The sequence below is a fragment of the Bacillus capparidis genome (assembly GCF_017832095.1).
In the GTDB taxonomy this organism is placed as follows: domain Bacteria; phylum Bacillota; class Bacilli; order Bacillales; family Bacillaceae; genus Bacillus; species Bacillus gobiensis.
The window spans coordinates 150,208-169,140 of sequence record NZ_JAFDST010000003.1 but is presented as its reverse complement, the minus strand read 5'-3'; the positions used below and the strand labels follow the sequence as shown (position 1 = coordinate 169,140).

Below are 18,933 nucleotides of genomic sequence, written 5' to 3'. Positions count from 1 at the left end.
CTTATATGATTAAAGCTATTATTTTTGATTTCGACGGCACAATTATTGACACAGAGACGGCTTGGTATGTCGCTTTTCGAGATGCGTATAAAGAACATGGAGTTGAATTAACATTAGAAAAATATTCAGAATGCCTCGGTACCAGCCTCCACTCCTTTAATCCTTACACTTATTTAAGTACACATCATAATATTGCAATAGACCTTGATGAATTCAGAGAAGCAATCCAATCAAGACACACCGAATTAATGGAAAAAGAAGCCATCAGACTTGGAGTTCTGGATTATTTAAAGGCCGCAAAGGCTGCAGGACTAAAAATAGGCCTTGCAACAAGTTCTCATATGGAGTGGGTTGAGAAATACGTGAACCAGCTCGGCATCGCCGATTACTTTGACTGCTTCTCAACAGCTGATGATGTTGAGAATGTAAAGCCTGATCCTGCGGTATATTTGAAGGCATTAGATCATTTAGGAGTGGAAGCCAGTGAGGCAATTGCTATCGAAGATTCTCCAAATGGAGCACGTGCAGCCGTTAAAGCCGGTATTCATACTGTCGTAATTAAAAACACCATTACAGAGCAGCTGCCGTTTAGCACTGGCCATCACACGATTGATTCATTAGAAAGCCATGAATTAGATGAGCTAATCGAAAACTTACTCCAAAAAGTAAAATAATAGATTGAAAGAGTTACAGTAAACAACAGTTTCCTTGCCGATTTCTTCGGCAGGGCGACTGTACAATTTTATAAGTGAAGGAAGTACTGGCGATGATTCTAAATACATGCATAAGCAGCGCTAGGCGGAAAACTTACACTTTCAAAAAATGAATATAAAAGGAGAGAAAGCCTATGAATAAATCGTTTAAAGAAAATAACGATTCAGACGCACACCCGTTAAAACTCTCAGGCAAGCCACATGCTGTACATTTTGGAGCAGGAAACATTGGCAGAGGATTTATCGGACTACTGCTATCAAAGTCAGGTTATGAGGTATGTTTTGTTACACGAAACAAAAAGAAAATTTCCCTTCTCAAGCAACGAAAACAATACTCCGTCTATATCGCCAACCAAACAAACGATCAAATTGATGTAAAAAATATCACTGCCATCTCTTCACAAGATAAAGCTTCCGTGGCTAAACGCATCGCGGAGACCGATCTCATAACGACAGCTGTTGGTGTATCAAATTTACAGAATATAGCTAAGAAAATCGCAGATGGCATTGAGCTTAGGTTGCAAAGCAACACCCGCCCTCTTCATATTATCGCCTGCGAAAATGGGATTGGAGCAAGCTCTAAGCTGAAAAAATATGTTTACGAGCATATCCAAAAGGACCTTCACGAAAAAGCAGATCGCTACGTAGCATTTCCGAATGCAGCTGTCGATCGAATCGTGCCAGCACAGAACCATGAAGATCCGCTTGAAGTAACCGTCGAGCCTTATTTTGAATGGGTTATTGACCGTTCCGAAATGCTTGGAGGACTGCCAGAAATAAAGGATATTAAATTAGTAGATTCCCTTGAAGCCTTTATCGAACGTAAACTATTCACTGTCAATACCGGCCATTGCTGCGCAGCATATTATGGCTATCTTCAAGGATATTCAACGATCCAAGAAGTCATGGACGATCCAAAATTAAAAGCAGAAATTAAAAAAGTCATGTATGAAACCGGTAGTTTGTTAACAGAAAAATACCAGCTGGATGAAACGGAGCATGAGAAATATATTAATAATATCCTTAATCGATTTTCAAACCCAGGCTTGACCGATAAGGTTGTACGTGTTGGACGCGCCCCGATTCGCAAGCTATCTAAAGGTGACCGCTTAGTTCGACCTACCCTGCAAACGTATGATTTAGGCATGGACGTTTCCCATCTGACAAAAGCCATGGCTGCTGCACTGCTTTTTGATTACTCTAAAGACCATGAAGCCATCAAATTGAAGCAAGCTATCCGTAAAAATGGAATCAATCAAGTCATCACTAAATATTTAGGAATTCCAAGCTCTCACCCGATCCACAACAGAATCGCCAATAAATATAAAGAATTCAAGCATAAATACCAACTTAGGGAAAAAGCTAAATTAACATTATAGTATAAGGAACCAGCTCGCTTCTGCAACAGTGAGCTGGTTTTTTTAAGGCAGTCTCAACTCACTTCAGTAATTGCTCAAAATTACAATTATGAAACTTTTCTTCTTTTGCGATCGTATGAATCGAAAGGGAGGAGTGAGACAGTTTGGGAAGATTGTTGTTTTTATTTATTGTTCTCTTGATAGCAATGATTATTCGATTGATTGTCATTGGGAAATTTGAAATGCATCAATTTTACACGCTGTCTTTATTCCTTGCTGGCGTTTTTATTCTCTGGCTGATTCACAAATGGCAAATGAAACGCGACTTTACATACACCCCAAATGAAACAGTTGACGGTTGGAACACTCTTATGAAGGAACGATATTCAACCGAAAAAAAATTGCTCTATAAAGGAAATCAAAAAGAAGGCGAGTATCATCGTTTCTATCGGCATTGGTGGCAACATGCCTTCAATGAGGTTGTACTTACAAAATGGAGACCATTTTACGTTCGTTGAGCAAAAAAAGAAGTTATTTCGATCAAACGGAACGTGTCACATTTATCAAAACGATCAAATGATAGGAAAAGTTAAAACGGATTACTCCCTTAAAAACTCTACTAAGCTCCAAGAAGGGTTATTTTTAGAATTAGAAGACAATACATACTACTATAAATCTTCTATTAGCATAGATTCAAAAACAGAAGTGTTAATTAATAATCGAGTGATTGCGAGGGGGAAGCGGTCCGCTTTATTGAAATCTCAATACCATTTTGAAGCTGTCGAAAGCTTTAAAGAAATAGAAGCCTTGCTCATGATGACGTTTATCTTGTTTAATTACATACATCATAAATGATATAAAATTTTAAAAATAGGGGAAGATCTTATTCGTGAAATTTGAAATTATCATTAACTTGCCAATAGCTAATCATGAAGTGCCGGAATTAAGAGAGCTTGTTGGTTGGGGCAGGCGTGACAACGATTATCCAGCTTTATTCGAGCGTTGTAATTTTTGGGCTGGAGCCAGGGACGAAAATAAATTAATAGCTTTTGGTTACGTTTGCGGGATGGGATTAGAACATGGTTATTTGGAAGACATCATTGTTCATCCTAATTATCAGAAAAAAGGGATTGGCGTTGATTTAGTAAAGGAGCTGCTAAAGGAAGCCCAGGCGATGGGATTAGGAATCGTAACTGTATCATATGATTCTCATCATGCTAATTTTTATAAAACTTGTGGATTTACACCTTCTTCAGGTGGAGTGTATTGGATAAATTAACGAATGCCAGATGGTTAGCACTAAGTAAGGAGGACTTTCTTTGAAATATTTCACAATCGATTGGTATAAAGAAATGCATGTATCGGGTTTTTTAGTATTTCCTGAAACAAAAGAGGAATGGAATGAATCAATTGAGTTTTGGATAGCTTACAAAAAGAATCATAAAGAAGATTTGAAATCACGAAAAAACGATTTATTAAAATTTCTGCCTGAAACGCTTCCTTCACCCATACATTTTATAAAAAATTTCAAAAACCCAAACGGGGTTAATTTTATTGAAAAGCTAGATGAGGATGACGAGCTCGAACTTCTTGATTGAAGTGAAGTCCATGATTTTTTAGGTGTATCTAAAGAAGATGCAAAAGTGCTAATTCAAGAATACCCAAACATCCCGCATATTACGTTAAATGGCAATGTATACTACCCGAAAAAAAAGCTGCGTCAATGGGTACTGAATATAGGAGATTAAAACAGGCTTGCTGCTTAGTGCCAAAAGATAGATCAAGCTAAATTGCTTGTATCTATCTTTTTCTTTTACCGTATTTACTCATTTCGTCAGCCTCTCAATAAAATCATGTAATTTATCCAATGTAGTCATATTGTGATTACATTTCTGGCTGTCTTGGCAAATGTAATTTCCTCTTTTAGTAAATGTGCCTTTTCCTGATCCTTTTGATTCGGAAACAAATAAACCCACCTCTTCAAACCCGTTGCACAGCGCACAAATTCCTTTTTGATTGATGTTTTTAAATGTACCTTGCAGCCCGATTAGCTTTTGATCCAACTCGGTAACAATATATTTTTTATTTGAACCTATATCATTCCAGCCCAAGTATGACATCTCTTTCAAATCCATATCCTCTAACGAAGGAATCTTCAGCTTCTTTGCTTTAGGGAATAATTTCTTTATCCTTTGTTCCGTTATATTTTTAAATGGGATGACATACGGCTCTACCTGTAATAGAAATTCTTCAGCGCATGTCTTATCTTCGACATTAACAATCGGGTTCAGCAATTGTTTTTGCTCATCGTTAATGTCTTCGAATAATTGTATGACTTTTTCTACCGTGATCAATTTTAGCGCATGAAGAACCTTCTTATCGTTAACAGACAAGTGGCCATTTATTAAGATCTGTGTCTGAGTTCGGATAAAATTATACTGATCGCTTCTTATAAAGGGTTCCATTTTAAATACGCCTCCTGACTTGTTAGTCCTTTTATATTTTAAAAGATCCGCTATTTTTATGAAATGCAGAAGATGATTGATAAACAAACTCGACATACAAAAAGCACCGATCATCGATGACCAGTGCTTATCGTACCTATTTAGAATACACAATTTTTTTGATCGTTTCTATTGAAAGGAAATATTCCTCAGATAGTTGCTGAATCGTCCGGCCCCTTTTAAAAGCTCGTTTAATAGAGGCGTTTCTGTCATCAATTACCTTTCTTCCTCCGGAACGTGTTCCCCATTTTTGATATTCCGTTTTTGGTTTAGGAATATAAATGGTTTCTCCTTGGACATACTTTTGAATTTCTTCAATCAGCTTCTCAGGTAAAATAGCGTTTGCTTTTATATATCTCATTCCTGCCTAGCCCCTTATTCTTTTTTTAAATGAAAAATAAGGTGCAAAGCCAAAGATATTAGAAATGATAGAAGCTATTAGGCGATTTTTAGAATAACGTTCGCCCCATGCAAAGTATCGCCTCTCCAATATCAGGCTTTGCATGAGTCGCTGCATTCTTTGACAAACACGTATTATTTGCCATTTTTTCCACCTCCTGATCTTTTGAATTTATTATACATCATAAACCCAATGAACGAAAAATCATCTAGAAATGAGGAAAAGAAGTTATCCTCAAGAATCGTAGTAAGAAAAACCGCACACAAAAAAAGGAACAGTCATTAGCTGTTCCTAAATTTGATTAAACTTTATTCGAAAGCTACAAGTGACCTACGTTTTATTGTTGGACATAAATTGAAACAGATTTATCGTTCAACGAAAATTGCCCCCATCCGTCCTGATTAATTGAAACGGTATTTGTTTGGTTTCCCGTTATATCATACCAAGTTTCCCCGGCATTTTGTGATCCTACATACATCCATTTCGATCCACCTGCTCCATCCGTTATTAGCGTGGCAAGACCCGATTTTTCATGCTCCGTATTTCCTTCTCTTGTCCAACCAATAAGATCCGAGTGATCAAGGTAATCATGCTGAGTTCCATACGCATAGTTTTTTCTTGCCAGCAGTAACGGTTCCAGTTTTGCTTTTAATTCAGGAATTTCATAGCTTGTCGTTCCCTTTGTTCCATACATGTCTCCATAGAATACAGTTGGATCACCCGATTGTCTAGTTAAAATAAAAGCATATGCTTGGGGTTTAAACCATGATTGGACTGTTGACTCAAGCGCTTGACCTGGTTGGGAATCATGATTTTCAACAAAAGTAACGGCATTGGACGGGTACTTTGAAACCACCGTTCCATTCAGAAGATTGCTCATATCATATTGTCCATTTGAGTTGGATGCATTTTGAAAATTAAAATGAAGAGGAACATCAAAAACAGACTGATTAAAATCCACTTGAGACAAATAGTTTTCAATTGCAGAAAAGTTATTTTGCCAGTATTCAGAAACAGTAAACATTTCTTTGCCGGTAGAAGCTCTGACGTGGTCTACCCAATCCTTTGAAAAACTATGCTTGATATGTTTAACTGCATCCATTCTAAATCCGTCCAAATTCAGTTCATTTGCATACCAAGTGATCGGCGACAATAAAGTTGTTTAATATCAATGCTATAAACTCGCATAACATCGTCCATAAATGTGGGCGGTGTTAAAATAAAGTTGTTTAATTTTCATGTAAAACACTTTTTCTATACCAAAGATAAAACAATAAAGTCGTTTAAATCTAAAGGTTATACAACAATCGCACCCTTTAGCAGAAGACTCGATTTCAAGATAATACAATTACAATTTTTCTCGTTTCCCTGTTACTTGAATAAGAAAAAGATTTTGCCCATAAATAATGAGTCAAGTAAAATAAAGAACTTTTTGTATAAATATTGAAATCAGTGATTATCTTCAGTTGCCCCTTTTCCTTTGGACATAAAGACACCCCTTTAGATAAATCAGAACTAAAGGGGAAAAAACGGTGCAATTTATTTTAAAACCCGGCTTCAGCCATTATTAATCCTGCTGAAATGCCTCCAATGTTATAGCAACAACTGGAGTTTCCGTAGGTATCTTAAAATATTATCGGGGGCCTGCGGCAACATTTTTTGGCGCTGTTTCATTAATTTGTTTAAGGGGTACAGCCAACATTTCGGAAATTTTGTACGCTAATCAAAATACAACATGCAAAAAGCCAAATACCTTTACGTTAAGGAATTTGACTTGTGTTATTGATTAATTTTTATTTAATTTAAGATCCGAATTAGTAAGCTCAACCTGCAAAGCTCCAATATTTTCTTCTAAATATTTTCTTTTTTTCGTTCCTGGAATAGGTACAATATCGTTTCCTTGCATAAGGATCCATTTAAGTGCTAATTGAGGAGCCGTGCATCCCTTCTTGGCAGCAATTTTTTGAATCTGGGCAACAAATTGTAGATTCTTCTGTAGGTTACGTCCTTGAAATCTAGGGGAATTCCGCCTAATATCATCGTACCCCAAATCCTCGTTTCGTTGAATCGTACCTGTCAGGAAACCGCGCCCAAGTGGACTGTAGGCTACAAACCCGATGCCAAGCTCCCTGCAGGTAGGAAGAACCTCGTCTTCAATGTCCCGGGATCACAAGGAATATTCCGTTTGCACTGCCGATATTGGATGAACCACGTGTGCTCTGCGTATCATATCTGGTGGAGCCTCAGAAAGACCGATATAACGAACCTTGCCTTCCTTCACCAGGTCAGCCATCGCGCCTACAGTCTCCTCAATCGGCGTAAAGGGATCGATACGATGCAAATAATACAGATCGATATGGTCAGTACCTAGTCTGCGCATGCTTGCTTCACAGGCATCCTTAACATATTCCGCCTTTCCGTTATATCCCATCATCCCTCCTCTGTTGTCGCGTACTACCCCAAACTTGGTAGCTACATTGACCTTGTGACGGCGGTCTTTAATTGCCTTTCCCACTAATTTTTCATTTTCTCTGATACCGTACATATCCGACGTATCCAAAAAATCCACACCAAGTTCCAATGCACGATGAATCGTCCATATGGATTCTTGCTCATCCCTGTCGCTTCCATAAAAATCGGACATGGTCATACAACCTAATCCAAGAGCTGATACTTCTAGATTACTGTTCCCTATTCGTCTGCGTTGCATGGCAAAGCCTCCTTATAAGTTACCTTCAGACCTCTCACATCAATTATTGCGGTTAGACTATTTTTATATTTGAGCCGCTTCCTTCTCATATTGAGGTATAAATACTTCATTTATAAAAGTTTCAAATGAAGTCGAGGATGTATTTTCGAACGTCCGCTGTTCCAACATCCTGATGTGCTTTGTATTTAAGGCTCTTGTTGTTTCTAAAACAAGGCCTATAATATGTTCTGAATACCCATTCATTCTCATTTCTTTTCGGGCTTCTTCTTCGGTTGTTTGTATATAGTTGAGGTTTGGTTTATCAAAAGCTTTTCCTATAAGCTTCACCGCTTCACTCATACTCAAATCACAGCTTCCGTGCAACTCTCTTATTTGTTGACCTTGATAGTTACGTTTTAGCATAGCTTCTCCTGCAATTCGCCCAATGTCACGTGTGGCAATCATAGGGAACTGAACATCGGGTAGAAAAGGTCCTCTTGCAACATTATGAAATATAATGTTTTTAATTTGTGAAAGTAAATTTTCCATGAAGTATCCAGATCGTAAATGTAAAACATTCAGCTGTTCAATTTGGTTTAAGCGCTGTTCAAGCAGATGTAATCCTGTAACAGGTCCAGTGTCCTTTTCTTTATCTGCTCCCCAACTGCTAAGAGAGACAACATTTTTAACTTCTGCCTGTTCTAATGTAGATGTTATTGCGCTTATTACACTCTTTTGATAAGCGGGAAAGTCATTGCTAGTTATAATATAATTAGGTTGAAGCATCACATAGACTGCTTCAGCCCCCGAAAAGGCCTCAATTAATCTTGCCTCATCTGTAGGTTCAGAGACAAACGGCTCTGCTCCTTTGCGTACAAAAGGCGTTAAGCGTTCTAAGTTTCTACCAATCACTCTAACCGTCTGTCCCTTATCTAATAAATAATTTGCTACTATGCTGCCTGTTCTTCCAGTTGCTCCTGTTATTACGTACATAGTTTGCACCTCCACTATTTGCTTTGCTATTTTGGCTTTTGCCTTCAAAACAAATCTGGTACTAATAATACTGCCTATGGTATAAAAATAACAAGTAGGCACTTTTATGACACGTAGTATCCAATTTGATACTGTGTTATTATCTATAAGCGGGAGGGGAAAAACATGTTGGTGAAATACAAAGATAAAGAATTTAGATGTTCAATAGAATTAACATTGCAGCTTATAGGAGGTAAATGGAAAGTACTAATTTTATGGTATCTGGGTGAAAGAAATATGCGTTTTGGTGAATTAAAAAGAGAATTACCACAGATTACACAAAAAATGTTAACAAAGCAGCTTAGAGAATTAGAACAGGACGGTATTATCAATCGATTTGTTTATAATCAAGTACCGCCTAAAGTAGAGTACTCTCTTTCTGATGTTGGTCAAAGTCTTTTACCGATTTTAACAACTCTATCTGATTGGGGAGTCTCCTATGCGGACCAGACTGAACCTAATACCAATTTATAATCCCCAGCTTTTGGATTCTTACAGTCGGCCATAGATCCATTTTTCAAGGGATTCTAAACCTCATGGCAGCAAGGCAACACATCAATATATATGTATATTACGTATTTAATAAAAATTAAGAGCCAATTAATCTGGATACCATCATTCAGAAATTGGCTCAACTAAAATTTATTCCGGAGTGAATCACGAAAATAAGTTTACAAAAAGTTTGATTCGTTATTCCGCAATATGACCCGATTGTTAAATAGCATAACTGACGTTTAAGTTTTAAATGACTTTATTATTTTTTAAACGACTTTATTATGATTTAAACAACTTTATTATCATGAAACACCAAGTTCCCCAATTTTTCATTTCATTGACGACTTCAGAATTATCATAATCAATGTCTGCATACATGAGATAATCGTAGTTTCCATTTTCACTGGAAACTTGCCAATCCCATGCTTTGCCTGCGAATTTATAAATTCTCTTCAAGCTCCTCGATTGATCCCAATCCGTTCCGTCAAAGTGAGTCCAATTCCATTTAAAAGAACTGTATGTATTTCCCCTTCCTGGAAAATCATAACCACTCCAAGCTTGAATGGTATATGGCTGCGATGCTTCACGATTGCGATCGGCAGAATCAACTTCAACCGCATCGACGGTTTCCAGGTAATCTGCTCCCCCTTTATGGTTCATTACTACATCGCCGTATGCTTGAATTCCATTTTCATGCAGGTTGTTAATAGCCGTTTGAAGTTCCGCCTTTGTTCCATATTTCGTCCTTATGGTTCCTTTTTGATTAAATTCCCCTAGATCATATATATCATAAACTCCATACCCTACATCGGCCTGACTTGTTCCCTTATATGCCGGTGGAATCCAAATAGATGTTACTCCAATGTTTTTCAAATATGAAGCATCGTCACGCAAACGATTCTAATGATTTCCATCATTAGGTACATACCACTCGAAATACTGCATCATTGTTTTATTTGTGCTTGCAAAGGCTGATGTCCCCGGAAAAATAATCCCTAATGCCAAACTAAAAACCAGTAACCATTTAATACACGTTTTTTTCAATCTCATCCCTCTTTCAAAGTTAGTTTAGGAAAATACGATAACGTTTACTCAATCAACAACAATATTTACTGGATCTTCAATTGGGGATGGTAACTTTTAAATAGCCCTAGTCTTCATTTTGTTTTCTAATACATGTTTGCCATCTCCATATAAAAAATAACAATTCTATAACAAACGAGCAATATTGCTAATGATAGAAAAACAGGGAATCCTTTTTACCTAGATTATCAGTTATTTGCGTTTAACCAATCCAATAATCATTTCAAATTACTGTATAAAACAAGTCTAAACTACTAGTGTCTAACAAAGTAAGGTAATCAATTGAAGATTTTCAAACGGCCATTCTTCGGAAGACGAATTGTCCTTTTGGATTTACCAGGAATTTATGCAGACGTTGACCGGGACAGCCTACCCTTATAATGAAGAAAAAAATCCAACAAAAAACGAGCACTCTCCTTTGAGTGCTCGCGTTTTAGTTTCCGTTTTGAAACTTACTATCTTGCTGCCTGTTGTTTTTCAATGTATACCTGGTGTGGAAATGGAATCTCGATTCCGTTTTGGTCAAGAGCTTCTTTTATGGCTTTTCGAAGTTGTCTTTCAGCGCCCCATTGTTCCATATTTTGTGTTTTCGCAATGACACGAAGGACAACATCTGATGCTCCAAGATTATGAACACCGAGTACATTTGGACCTTCAACAATATTTTCGTTTTCTTCCTTAACTTTATCGCAAACTCCTTGAATAACTTCTATAGCTTTATCAATATTATCATCATAAGAAATACCTATATCCACTAAAGCTCTCATGTTACCACGAGAATGGTTACTAAGTAAGGTAATCTCTCGGTTAGGAATGTAGTTAAGAGTTCCATCAAAACTACGAATTTGTGTTGTTCGTAATCCTACTTCTTCTACAATACCACCATAACCAGCAGTAGTGACATAATCTCCAACATCAATTTGTTTTTCTAATAACAAGAAAAAACCTGTTACCACATCACTGACAAGACCTTGTGCACCAAATCCAACCGCTAATCCTATAATACCTGCACCTGCAATTAATCCTGCTGCATTGATTCCGAAGATTCCTAACACAATCACCAATGTGATAAAGATAATTACATAAGAAAAGATACTAACAGTTAAAGCTTGTAATGTTTTTGTTCTGCCTAACGACATTTCCTTCTTTTCCTGCATCTTTGTAAAGGAAGAATGAATGAGTTTCTTTCCTATAGATCGAACAATTTGAAACACAATAAGGATGGCAATTAACTTTAATAGGATAATTCCTGCCTCAAGGGCAATTTCTGCCCAATTAATATTTTCTATAAAGTTCATTTTAAAGACTCTCCTCTTTCATTTTGGCAATTATAACGTAAATCTAAATATGTTTCAAAATAGATTCTTTTAATTTATCGTATAAAGCGGGTTTGCCAATTATCGGCAACAGAATGCGGTTGCACATGAAAGAACGATATTGAACAGAAAAAAGCTCCCATTTAAGGAGCAATTACCGACTGATCTCTTTCAAAACAATCGCTTGAGACGTTTTTTTGATAATACAGTCATTTAAGTCTTCACTTGAAAGAATTCCAAGTGTGATTGCAGCTTCGATTTTTTCTTTATCGGGCTTTTTAACTATGCAATCGGTAAGCCGAAGTTCTTCAAGCTTCTCAACTGTTTTCACATCATGAAAGCTTTCTGTCTTGCGAATCTGCCTTTGCAATTTATAGTCACCTATCTGGATTTCACCTTTCATCTGTTTACCGGCTGTACGATCAAAATAGTCATTGAATACTTTTTTTAGCTGGTTCAGCTCTTCATTCAGGTCTTTCGACTTTATGCTTAAATGATGATAATGTGATAGAAGCTCTTTTGTAATCGTGAAATCCTCGGCTTCCTGTCCATGCATGGCATGTCCCCCTTTATGTATTTCCTTACTCGCATTCTATGAGGGAACAAGCCATAGTATCACTTTATTTTGATTGATTATGCAAAGTCAGCCTTAATCTTCATTCCAACCCTTACACACGTCCACCCACTTCTCAGCGTTCCCGTATGTATAAAGCTCTTCACAAGAAAGGCCAATTGCAGAATTGCTGCTGCCGCATGCAGGGTACACGGTAGTAAATCGTTGTAGGGAGATATCCATAAAAACAGGCAAATCATTTTTTAATCCAAACGGATAAACCCCTCCTACCGCATGTCCGGTAGCGTTTCTTCAGGTGAGAGCATTCGTGCCTTGATATCAAATGTCTCGCGAAACATTTTATTATCGATTTTTGCATCACCTGCAGCCACGATAAGAATGGCTTCCTCTTGTTCAGGCCCCCTGAATGCTATCGTTTTTGCAATTCTTTCAGGTTCGACTTGAAGAGCATCGGCAGCTTGTCCAACCGTTGCACTCGACACCTCAAATTCAACGATGTCTTTTTCTCTGTTCCATTGCTTGAAATAGGTTTTGACTTGTTCTATAGACAATTCCATCACTCACCTTTTCTTTTGATACACATATCACTTAGTATAGCAAAATACAATGATCAGACAGAAAGCAGCTGCATCTCATAGGAAAATCGTATGAAAAATCAATAAGTCGTAGACATTTAGAATATCAGCTATTAATATGAACTTAAGTAAACGTTTTCATGTTGCTTTTGGGATTATTCTATTCAATGTATTTTATATAATATCTAATTGGAAGCGCTTTAAAAACTCCTTAATACCTTATTCATACCACTCTTTTAAACATATTCTTTCCCAAAAGAGTAAACGTTTACTACAAAATATAATAAGGGAGTGGTTTAATTTGAAACGTTTTTCATTAAGAGTAGGGAAGTTCGCAGGTATTTTTTTGTTAGTAAGCAGTATTTTTTACTCTTTTAACGCTTCACAGATTTATGCTAAAGAATCTAGTGAAAAAATGATTCAATCCGTTACAACTGATAAATCAATGTACAATCCGAAAGACACAGTGAAAATATCTGTGAAGCTCACGAACAAAATGAAAGACACGATTAACAATGGAACAATTGAAGTAAAGATAAAACATTTAAGTAAGACCGTTGATGCAAAGATGAAACAAGCTTTCTCACTCAAGAAAGGCCAATCAAAATATTTGAAATTTGAATGGAAGGCACCGACGGAAGATTTCAAAGGGTACTTAATTGAAGTTGATGCGAAACACAATAAGAAAGAAATTGATACAGATACTGTCGGTGTAGATGTATCATCCTCTTGGACGAAATTTCCTCGCTACGGTTATGTGTGGGACTTTACCAAAAATGTAAATACGACGGAAAGAATAAACAAATTGAAAGATTACCATATTAACGCACTTCAGTTCTATGATTGGAAGTATCGTCATCATAAACCGATCGGCGATAACCTTGATGTATGGGATGATTGGTCAGGCAGGCCGATCTATGGCGATGCTATCAGAAACTACATTTCAAAAGCCAAGGATGCAAACATGGTAAATATGGCTTATAACATGGCTTATGCTGCCGTAACAGGTTACGAAAAAGACGGAGTCAAACAAGATTGGGCATTGTATTACTCGGATAACAATGATCGTGGAGAAGGACAATTCAAATTTAAAATGGCAGATGAAACTCCAACAGGAATCACCCATTTGTATTTTTTTGATATGAGCAACAAGGGATGGCAAAATTACATCTTCAAAGAGATGAATAAAGTCTTTAATGCTTTTGATTTTGATGGATGGCATTCCGATACGGTTGGGGAATGGGGAGAAATGCAAACAGCAGACGGTAAAACCCTCTACGTAAAAGATACGTATACGGAGTATCTCAATTCTGCCAAAAAAGCCATTGGTAATAAATATCTGGCATTCAACCCAGTCGGTGCACAAGGAATTGAAAATGCAAATGTGAGTGATGTCGATGTCATTTATGCAGAAATATGGCCGTGGGACAGAGATAGTGACGGAGAGTTATACGATTCTTATTATTCATTAAAAAAAGAAATTGAACAGTCGAGAATCGAAAGCGGAGGAAAATCTTTAGTCGTCCCTGCCTATATGAATTATGATTATGGAGAAAAGAATCCGGGTAATGCGTTCAATACTCCTTCTGTCATATTAACCGGATCCACGGTTTACGCTGCAGGCGGTTCACGCATGGAACTTGGAGACAACGGCAATATGCTTAGCAATGAATATTTTCCTGCGCAAAATTTATACATGACAGATGAATTAAAAAATCATACAGAGAAGATGTATGACTTTATCGTCGCCTATGAAAATTTGCTTCGGGACGGGCAAACGGAAACAAAGAACCGAATCGAAGTCCCGGGCTATAAAAATAGCAAGTATGGTGAACCGAATAAAATTTGGGCATATTCCAAAAAGGATGATGACCACGAGATTATTCAAATGATTAACTTGCTTGGTGTAACGAAAGATGATTGGCGGGCAACCGATGGAGAAAAAGAAAAACCTGAAAAAGTGAAAAACTTTGAAGTGAAATATTATCCTTCTGAAGAAATCAATTCTGTCTGGATCGCTTCACCCGACAGTAGTGACGGCCGGTCAAAACAATTGAGATTTACAAAAGGCAGCGATAAACACGGGAACTATGTGAAATTCAAGGTGCCGTCCCTAGAGTATTGGAACATGATTTACATGAATAAAACTACCAATTAAGTAAAAAAAGACGATTCCGCGCTAAGCATACTTTTTGCTTAGCGTGGCAATTTTCATATTCCCCCTCTCTTTATTCCTGTGAACGCTGCTTTCCCAATGTTGTCATACTTTTCAGACTTACGAATCCCGCAGCCACGATCAGAATGGCTTCCCCTTCTTCAGCTCCTCTAAACGAAATCGTTTTTCCGGTTCGACTTGAAGAGCCTCGGCAACCAGGCTAACCGTCGCACGACACCTTTATCCTCACCTTTTCCTTATCATTCTAGCTTTTATGACAAAGAGATCTTACTAATTCTTAAACCAGATTTAAAACCTCAGGTCACCTTAAATTTTCACTTTGGAATGTAGAATGAAACAGAAATGATGAAGAATCGATTTCGATAAAACAGGAGGCATGTATGAATAATCAAAACAATAAAGTGCCGTCTATGCCAAGATTGAATTCCTTTGAACGTTTCACAAAAGTATCGGTATGGCCCGCATACGCCGATTGTCTCTGGGCGCTCATATATGCAGTTTTCGTTCGATTCTATCAATCTGCAGGTGGACAAATTGGCATGCCGGGGCAACTAAAAGAAGGATTTTACATGGCAAGTTACATTGCTGGTGTTATCATTATGTTTTGCGGACTCGTCTTGATTGCTCTCGTCAAGCCATGGAGCAGGGTCGTTCCAGATTGGGTGCCTTTGATTAGGGGTAAGAAGATCCAGAGGCTTATTATCTTAATACCCACTCTTCTCTGTACAGCTTTTTTAATCGCCCATGGAATCAGTGGAATCATCACAAAAGCACTTCTATTGGGAGGATTCATTACAATTGACTTCCCTGGCTGGCTTGTACTCGATGTCCGAAGTCTAGCTTTGTGGGATCTTTTGATATACGAACCGTGGTTTGTCATCATGGGAATTTTTGCGGGCTTAACAGCTGCTTATTACGCGCAAGCTTCCAATGCCCCAATTTCTCGATTTAGACGAAGTACGCTGCTTTATTTGGCTTTCGTTTTTCTACTCACAACATTTTTTGTCTTAGCGATTATTTATGACTTCGGCAAAATATGAAAATCGGAGTCCTGGTCACGACGAGACCTTTAAGACATACAAGGAGGCGAGGGCAATCACATGACACGAAAACTATCTGACAAATGCGGGTACGCAGCATCTATCTCCCTCATTCCCTATGCCATTTTAAAGACTCTTTGGGCATTTGGAGTCACTATAATGGTTTCAGAGAAAGGAATCGAAGAGCTGCATGCATCTATGAGAACGAGTGCTGATCCGGTCAGTAGTTTTCTGTATTCATGCGGAATCGACATAACCGTTATCTTAGCTGTCATCGCCTCTTTACTTGCGCTCGCATTGGTTCGGCCATGGGGACGGAATGTCCCTCACTTATTGGTACTCATTCCCGCTTGGTTGGGAGGAATAACTTTCATAAGTGTCAGTATTATTACTTTTTATAAATTAATCGGTGGCTCCATTAACTTATCTAACAGCCCGGAGTTCGAACCATGGGTGCTAATCCCAGTCTATGGAGGATTTTTCACATGGGGAGTCACGATATGTCTCGCAGCATTGTCCTACCAAATAAGAACGAGATAGGTTCCGTGGAATCAGGGGTTAAAAAAATGGGAACACATATTAATCATGAATAATATGTGTCCCTTTTTTCATAAATTTCTCTATGCTCATACTTGTAGTTCTTGCAACAATTTTTTCCTCATCCTCTCTCCGATTGAAGCTGTTTTCCCAACGGGGTCATTATTCCATCCATACTGACCGCATTTTTCTGCAAGTGGTATACGCTGATGTCACCATCTGCTTTCTTTTCGTTCGAATGCTTGAGTGTTTCTCGTTCGCCTTCATATGAATAAAAAGGGACACCGAAACCACAAGACGTTTTTACCGAATGAATGTCGGCGAAAATAATCTGTCTTGCACCGGGAATGTAATCAAAATGTCCAATCAGCTCATTCCATTCAGTACTGTCAGGCAATATAACCCGTCCTTTTCCGTACAACCTCATAATCATCGGCGATCCTTCCACAGCCATAAACATAAATGTTATTCTGCCATTTTCTTCTAAATGAGCGCTAGTCTCATTCCCGCTCCCGGTCAAGTCTAAGTAAGCCACTTCATTCGGAGAGAAGATACGCAAGGCGTCATATCCTTTCGGGGAAATATTCACATGTCCATCTGATTGCAAGGGTGCGGATCCGACAAAAAACATTTTTTGTTTGCTAATAAACTCCCTATGCTGAGGTTGAATTGAAGAAAACATTTCCCCCATTATTTCCCCTCCTGTTTTTTCTCACCATCCGTCACAACGCCAAGCACAAAGCCGTCGTATCCTTTACTTCCGACTGTTTGAAGCGCTGTCGCATCAATTCGAGTTTCCGCAGACAGCAAATCAAAAAATTGTCTCGTCCCCTGAACACGCTCGTCGCTGCTATCCTGATTCACCACTTCCCCTTCCCGGACTACGTTGTCGCCAATAATGAGGGTGCCTTCAGCCGACAATTCTAACGCCCATTTCAAATAATGAGGATTGTTTGGCTTATCAGCATCAATGAAAATAACGTCGAACACACCATGTCCTTTTGCTCTCAGCGTCGGCAGCGTGTCTAGCGCCGGACCGACAACCACCTCTACCTGCTGTGATAATCCTGCAAGTTCAAGATTTTTCTTTGCAACTTCAGCATGCTTCTGATTTGCTTCCAAAGTAATGACCCGGCCATTCTTTGGCAAAGCACGTGCTAACCAGATTGTGCTGTAACCCCCAAGCGTTCCAATCTCCAACACGTTACGAGCGCCTCTCAGCTTGGCAAGCAGATGCAGGAGCTTCCCTTGATTCGGTGAAACATCAATCGCCGGCAACCCGGCTGCTGCATTGGCATCCAGTACGGCATCAAGAATTGCGTCAGTTGAAAGCAGTTTTTCCGTGATGTATTGGTCAACCTCAACCCATGTCTTACGTGCATCCATCACATATCCCCTCCGTTCGGCTTTACTCTGAATCTACTTCTACTATATGATGAAATCAATCATAATTCCAATATATGTTTTTTAACTATCTATAACTTTTAGTTATATAAGGAGTGTTGAGCGAAGTGAATCTGCATGCGTTAAAGCTCTTTTATATCGTGACAGAAATGGGAAGTATCACAATGGCTGCGAAAGAACTGCGAATTAGCCAGCCCGCAGTTTCGAGCCAGCTAAAGAAATTTGAAAAGGAGCTGGGTCTCTCCTTGTTTAAACAGGAAGGACGCGGAATTTCTTTAACGGAGTTTGGTATAGAGCTGGCGGAGAAAGCGCGAAATTTGTTTGCACTTGAACAGCAAATTGAGTTGTTCGTTGAGGATTATCGCCTGGCAAGACGCGGGAAATTACGGATCGCGGCTACCTATTTACCTGCTAACTTCCTTATCCCTCATTGGGCGGCAAGCTTTAAAAAGGAAAATGAGGACGTTGAGTTACTTATTACAACCACAAATTCAAAAGGTGCTTTTGATCGGCTGCAGCAATACAAAGCAGATATTGCCGTCTTCGGTGGCGATATGCCAGGGAGCCACCCGACAACCATCGATGCAGAAGAGCTTTATGAGGATGAATTATGGTTTGTCGTCTCCCCGGAACATAAGTACGCGAACCAAATCGTATCCTTACACCAGATAATACAAGAACCTTTTATTATGCGTGAAAAAGGAAGCTCAACGAGAGAGCGGCTGTTTTCATTATGTCAAACGTACAATGTCCAGCCGCCAATGGTATCATTGCAATTCAACGGTCTTCACGAAGCGATTCGTTCAGTCATGGCAGGTTACGGCGCAAATTTTGTCTCGTCGATTGTCGTCCGTGAATATGTAGAGCGGGGACTTCTAGCAAGAGTATTCGTCAACGATATCCATTTAACAAATAAAATTGCCATCTGTGTGCGCAAAACCGAAAGACAATCGGAGCTAGTAAAAAAGTTCATTGATATATGTAAACGGGAGACTCTTAGTAATTGATAACGAAAACAATCCATAATAATGCTAAGG

The 18,933-nt window shown here is 38.5% G+C and carries 18 protein-coding genes and 4 pseudogenes; 11 read left to right on the top strand and 11 right to left on the bottom strand.

The window, feature by feature from the left end:
- The first annotated feature begins 5 nt into the window (after nt 1–5).
- From JOC74_RS14390 to JOC74_RS24155, 6 genes are all read left to right on the top strand, one after another.
- Nucleotides 6–674, top strand: coding sequence for an HAD family hydrolase (locus tag JOC74_RS14390; protein WP_053605358.1), 669 nt, complete (start codon nt 6–8; stop codon nt 672–674).
- Between the two features lie 173 nt (nt 675–847).
- Nucleotides 848–2,092 (top strand): mannitol-1-phosphate 5-dehydrogenase, encoded by a 1,245-nt coding sequence (locus tag JOC74_RS14385; protein WP_082364216.1) that lies wholly within the window; start codon nt 848–850, stop codon nt 2,090–2,092.
- 143 nt (nt 2,093–2,235) lie between these two features.
- Nucleotides 2,236–2,589, top strand: a complete 354-nt coding sequence (locus JOC74_RS14380) for a hypothetical protein (RefSeq protein WP_053605357.1) — start codon at nt 2,236–2,238, stop codon at nt 2,587–2,589.
- A complete protein-coding gene (locus tag JOC74_RS14375; RefSeq protein ID WP_053605356.1) occupies nt 2,546–2,926 on the top strand; it encodes a hypothetical protein in 381 nt (126 codons plus the stop codon). Before JOC74_RS14380 ends, JOC74_RS14375 begins: the two co-directional genes overlap by 44 nt.
- Nucleotides 2,927–2,960: 34 nt before the next feature.
- Nucleotides 2,961–3,350 (top strand): GNAT family N-acetyltransferase, encoded by a 390-nt coding sequence (locus JOC74_RS14370; protein WP_053605355.1) that lies wholly within the window; start codon nt 2,961–2,963, stop codon nt 3,348–3,350.
- 40 nt (nt 3,351–3,390) lie between these two features.
- Nucleotides 3,391–3,669 (top strand): DUF4085 family protein, encoded by a 279-nt coding sequence (locus JOC74_RS24155; protein ID WP_082364214.1) that lies wholly within the window; start codon nt 3,391–3,393, stop codon nt 3,667–3,669.
- 228 nt (nt 3,670–3,897) lie between these two features.
- Here JOC74_RS24155 and JOC74_RS14355 read toward each other — a convergent pair whose 3' ends face one another.
- From JOC74_RS14355 to JOC74_RS14335, 5 genes and pseudogenes are all read right to left on the bottom strand, one after another.
- Nucleotides 3,898–4,536 (bottom strand): FusB/FusC family EF-G-binding protein, encoded by a 639-nt coding sequence (locus JOC74_RS14355; protein WP_053605354.1) that lies wholly within the window; start codon nt 4,534–4,536, stop codon nt 3,898–3,900.
- A gap of 136 nt (nt 4,537–4,672) precedes the next feature.
- Entirely contained in the window at nt 4,673–4,936 is a 264-nt protein-coding gene (locus JOC74_RS14350) for a CD3324 family protein (protein WP_053605353.1), read from the bottom strand.
- Between the two features lie 376 nt (nt 4,937–5,312).
- A pseudogene (locus tag JOC74_RS14345) lies at nt 5,313–6,116 on the bottom strand (alpha-amylase domain-containing protein); the annotation flags it as partial.
- A 645-nt stretch (nt 6,117–6,761) separates the two neighbouring features.
- Nucleotides 6,762–7,685 (bottom strand): annotated as a pseudogene (locus JOC74_RS14340) (aldo/keto reductase).
- Between the two features lie 63 nt (nt 7,686–7,748).
- Entirely contained in the window at nt 7,749–8,657 is a 909-nt protein-coding gene (locus JOC74_RS14335; RefSeq protein WP_053605352.1) for an NmrA family NAD(P)-binding protein, read from the bottom strand.
- A gap of 165 nt (nt 8,658–8,822) precedes the next feature.
- On the opposite strand from JOC74_RS14335, the gene JOC74_RS14330 reads away from it, so the two are divergent.
- Nucleotides 8,823–9,170, top strand: coding sequence for a winged helix-turn-helix transcriptional regulator (locus JOC74_RS14330; RefSeq protein ID WP_280882441.1), 348 nt, complete (start codon nt 8,823–8,825; stop codon nt 9,168–9,170).
- 333 nt (nt 9,171–9,503) lie between these two features.
- Here JOC74_RS14330 and JOC74_RS14325 read toward each other — a convergent pair.
- The 4 genes and pseudogenes from JOC74_RS14325 to JOC74_RS14310 form a co-directional block, all read right to left on the bottom strand.
- Nucleotides 9,504–10,241, bottom strand: a pseudogene (locus JOC74_RS14325) (alpha-amylase family glycosyl hydrolase); the annotation flags it as partial.
- 488 nt (nt 10,242–10,729) lie between these two features.
- Nucleotides 10,730–11,572 (bottom strand): mechanosensitive ion channel family protein, encoded by an 843-nt coding sequence (locus JOC74_RS14320; protein WP_053605350.1) that lies wholly within the window; start codon nt 11,570–11,572, stop codon nt 10,730–10,732.
- Between the two features lie 172 nt (nt 11,573–11,744).
- Nucleotides 11,745–12,146, bottom strand: coding sequence for a hypothetical protein (locus JOC74_RS14315; RefSeq protein ID WP_053605349.1), 402 nt, complete (start codon nt 12,144–12,146; stop codon nt 11,745–11,747).
- 93 nt (nt 12,147–12,239) lie between these two features.
- Nucleotides 12,240–12,715, bottom strand: a pseudogene (locus tag JOC74_RS14310) (YbaK/EbsC family protein).
- Nucleotides 12,716–13,040: 325 nt separating this feature from the next.
- On the opposite strand from JOC74_RS14310, the gene JOC74_RS14305 reads away from it, so the two are divergent.
- The 3 genes from JOC74_RS14305 (at nt 13,041) to JOC74_RS14295 (ending at nt 16,495) form a co-directional block, all read left to right on the top strand.
- Nucleotides 13,041–14,897, top strand: coding sequence for a glycoside hydrolase family 66 protein (locus JOC74_RS14305; protein ID WP_053605347.1), 1,857 nt, complete (start codon nt 13,041–13,043; stop codon nt 14,895–14,897).
- 398 nt (nt 14,898–15,295) lie between these two features.
- Nucleotides 15,296–15,955, top strand: coding sequence for a DUF3995 domain-containing protein (locus JOC74_RS14300; protein ID WP_211086194.1), 660 nt, complete (start codon nt 15,296–15,298; stop codon nt 15,953–15,955).
- 60 nt (nt 15,956–16,015) lie between these two features.
- A complete protein-coding gene (locus JOC74_RS14295) occupies nt 16,016–16,495 on the top strand; it encodes a DUF3995 domain-containing protein (RefSeq protein WP_053605345.1) in 480 nt (159 codons plus the stop codon).
- Between the two features lie 118 nt (nt 16,496–16,613).
- Here JOC74_RS14295 and JOC74_RS14290 read toward each other — a convergent pair whose 3' ends face one another.
- Both JOC74_RS14290 and JOC74_RS14285 read right to left on the bottom strand, forming a co-directional pair.
- Complete coding sequence (locus tag JOC74_RS14290) at nt 16,614–17,183, bottom strand: pyridoxamine 5'-phosphate oxidase family protein (protein WP_053605344.1); 570 nt, start codon at nt 17,181–17,183, stop codon at nt 16,614–16,616.
- The gene (locus tag JOC74_RS14285; RefSeq protein ID WP_053605343.1) at nt 17,183–17,878 is read right to left on the bottom strand and encodes an O-methyltransferase; all 696 of its coding nucleotides are present in this window, start codon (nt 17,876–17,878) and stop codon (nt 17,183–17,185) included. The genes JOC74_RS14290 and JOC74_RS14285 overlap by 1 nt, the downstream gene beginning before the upstream one ends.
- Before the next feature lie 125 nt (nt 17,879–18,003).
- On the opposite strand from JOC74_RS14285, the gene JOC74_RS14280 reads away from it, so the two are divergent.
- On the top strand, nt 18,004–18,903 hold the full coding sequence (locus tag JOC74_RS14280) for a LysR family transcriptional regulator (RefSeq protein ID WP_053605342.1): 900 nt from the start codon (nt 18,004–18,006) through the stop codon (nt 18,901–18,903).
- Nucleotides 18,904–18,933: the final 30 nt, after the last annotated feature.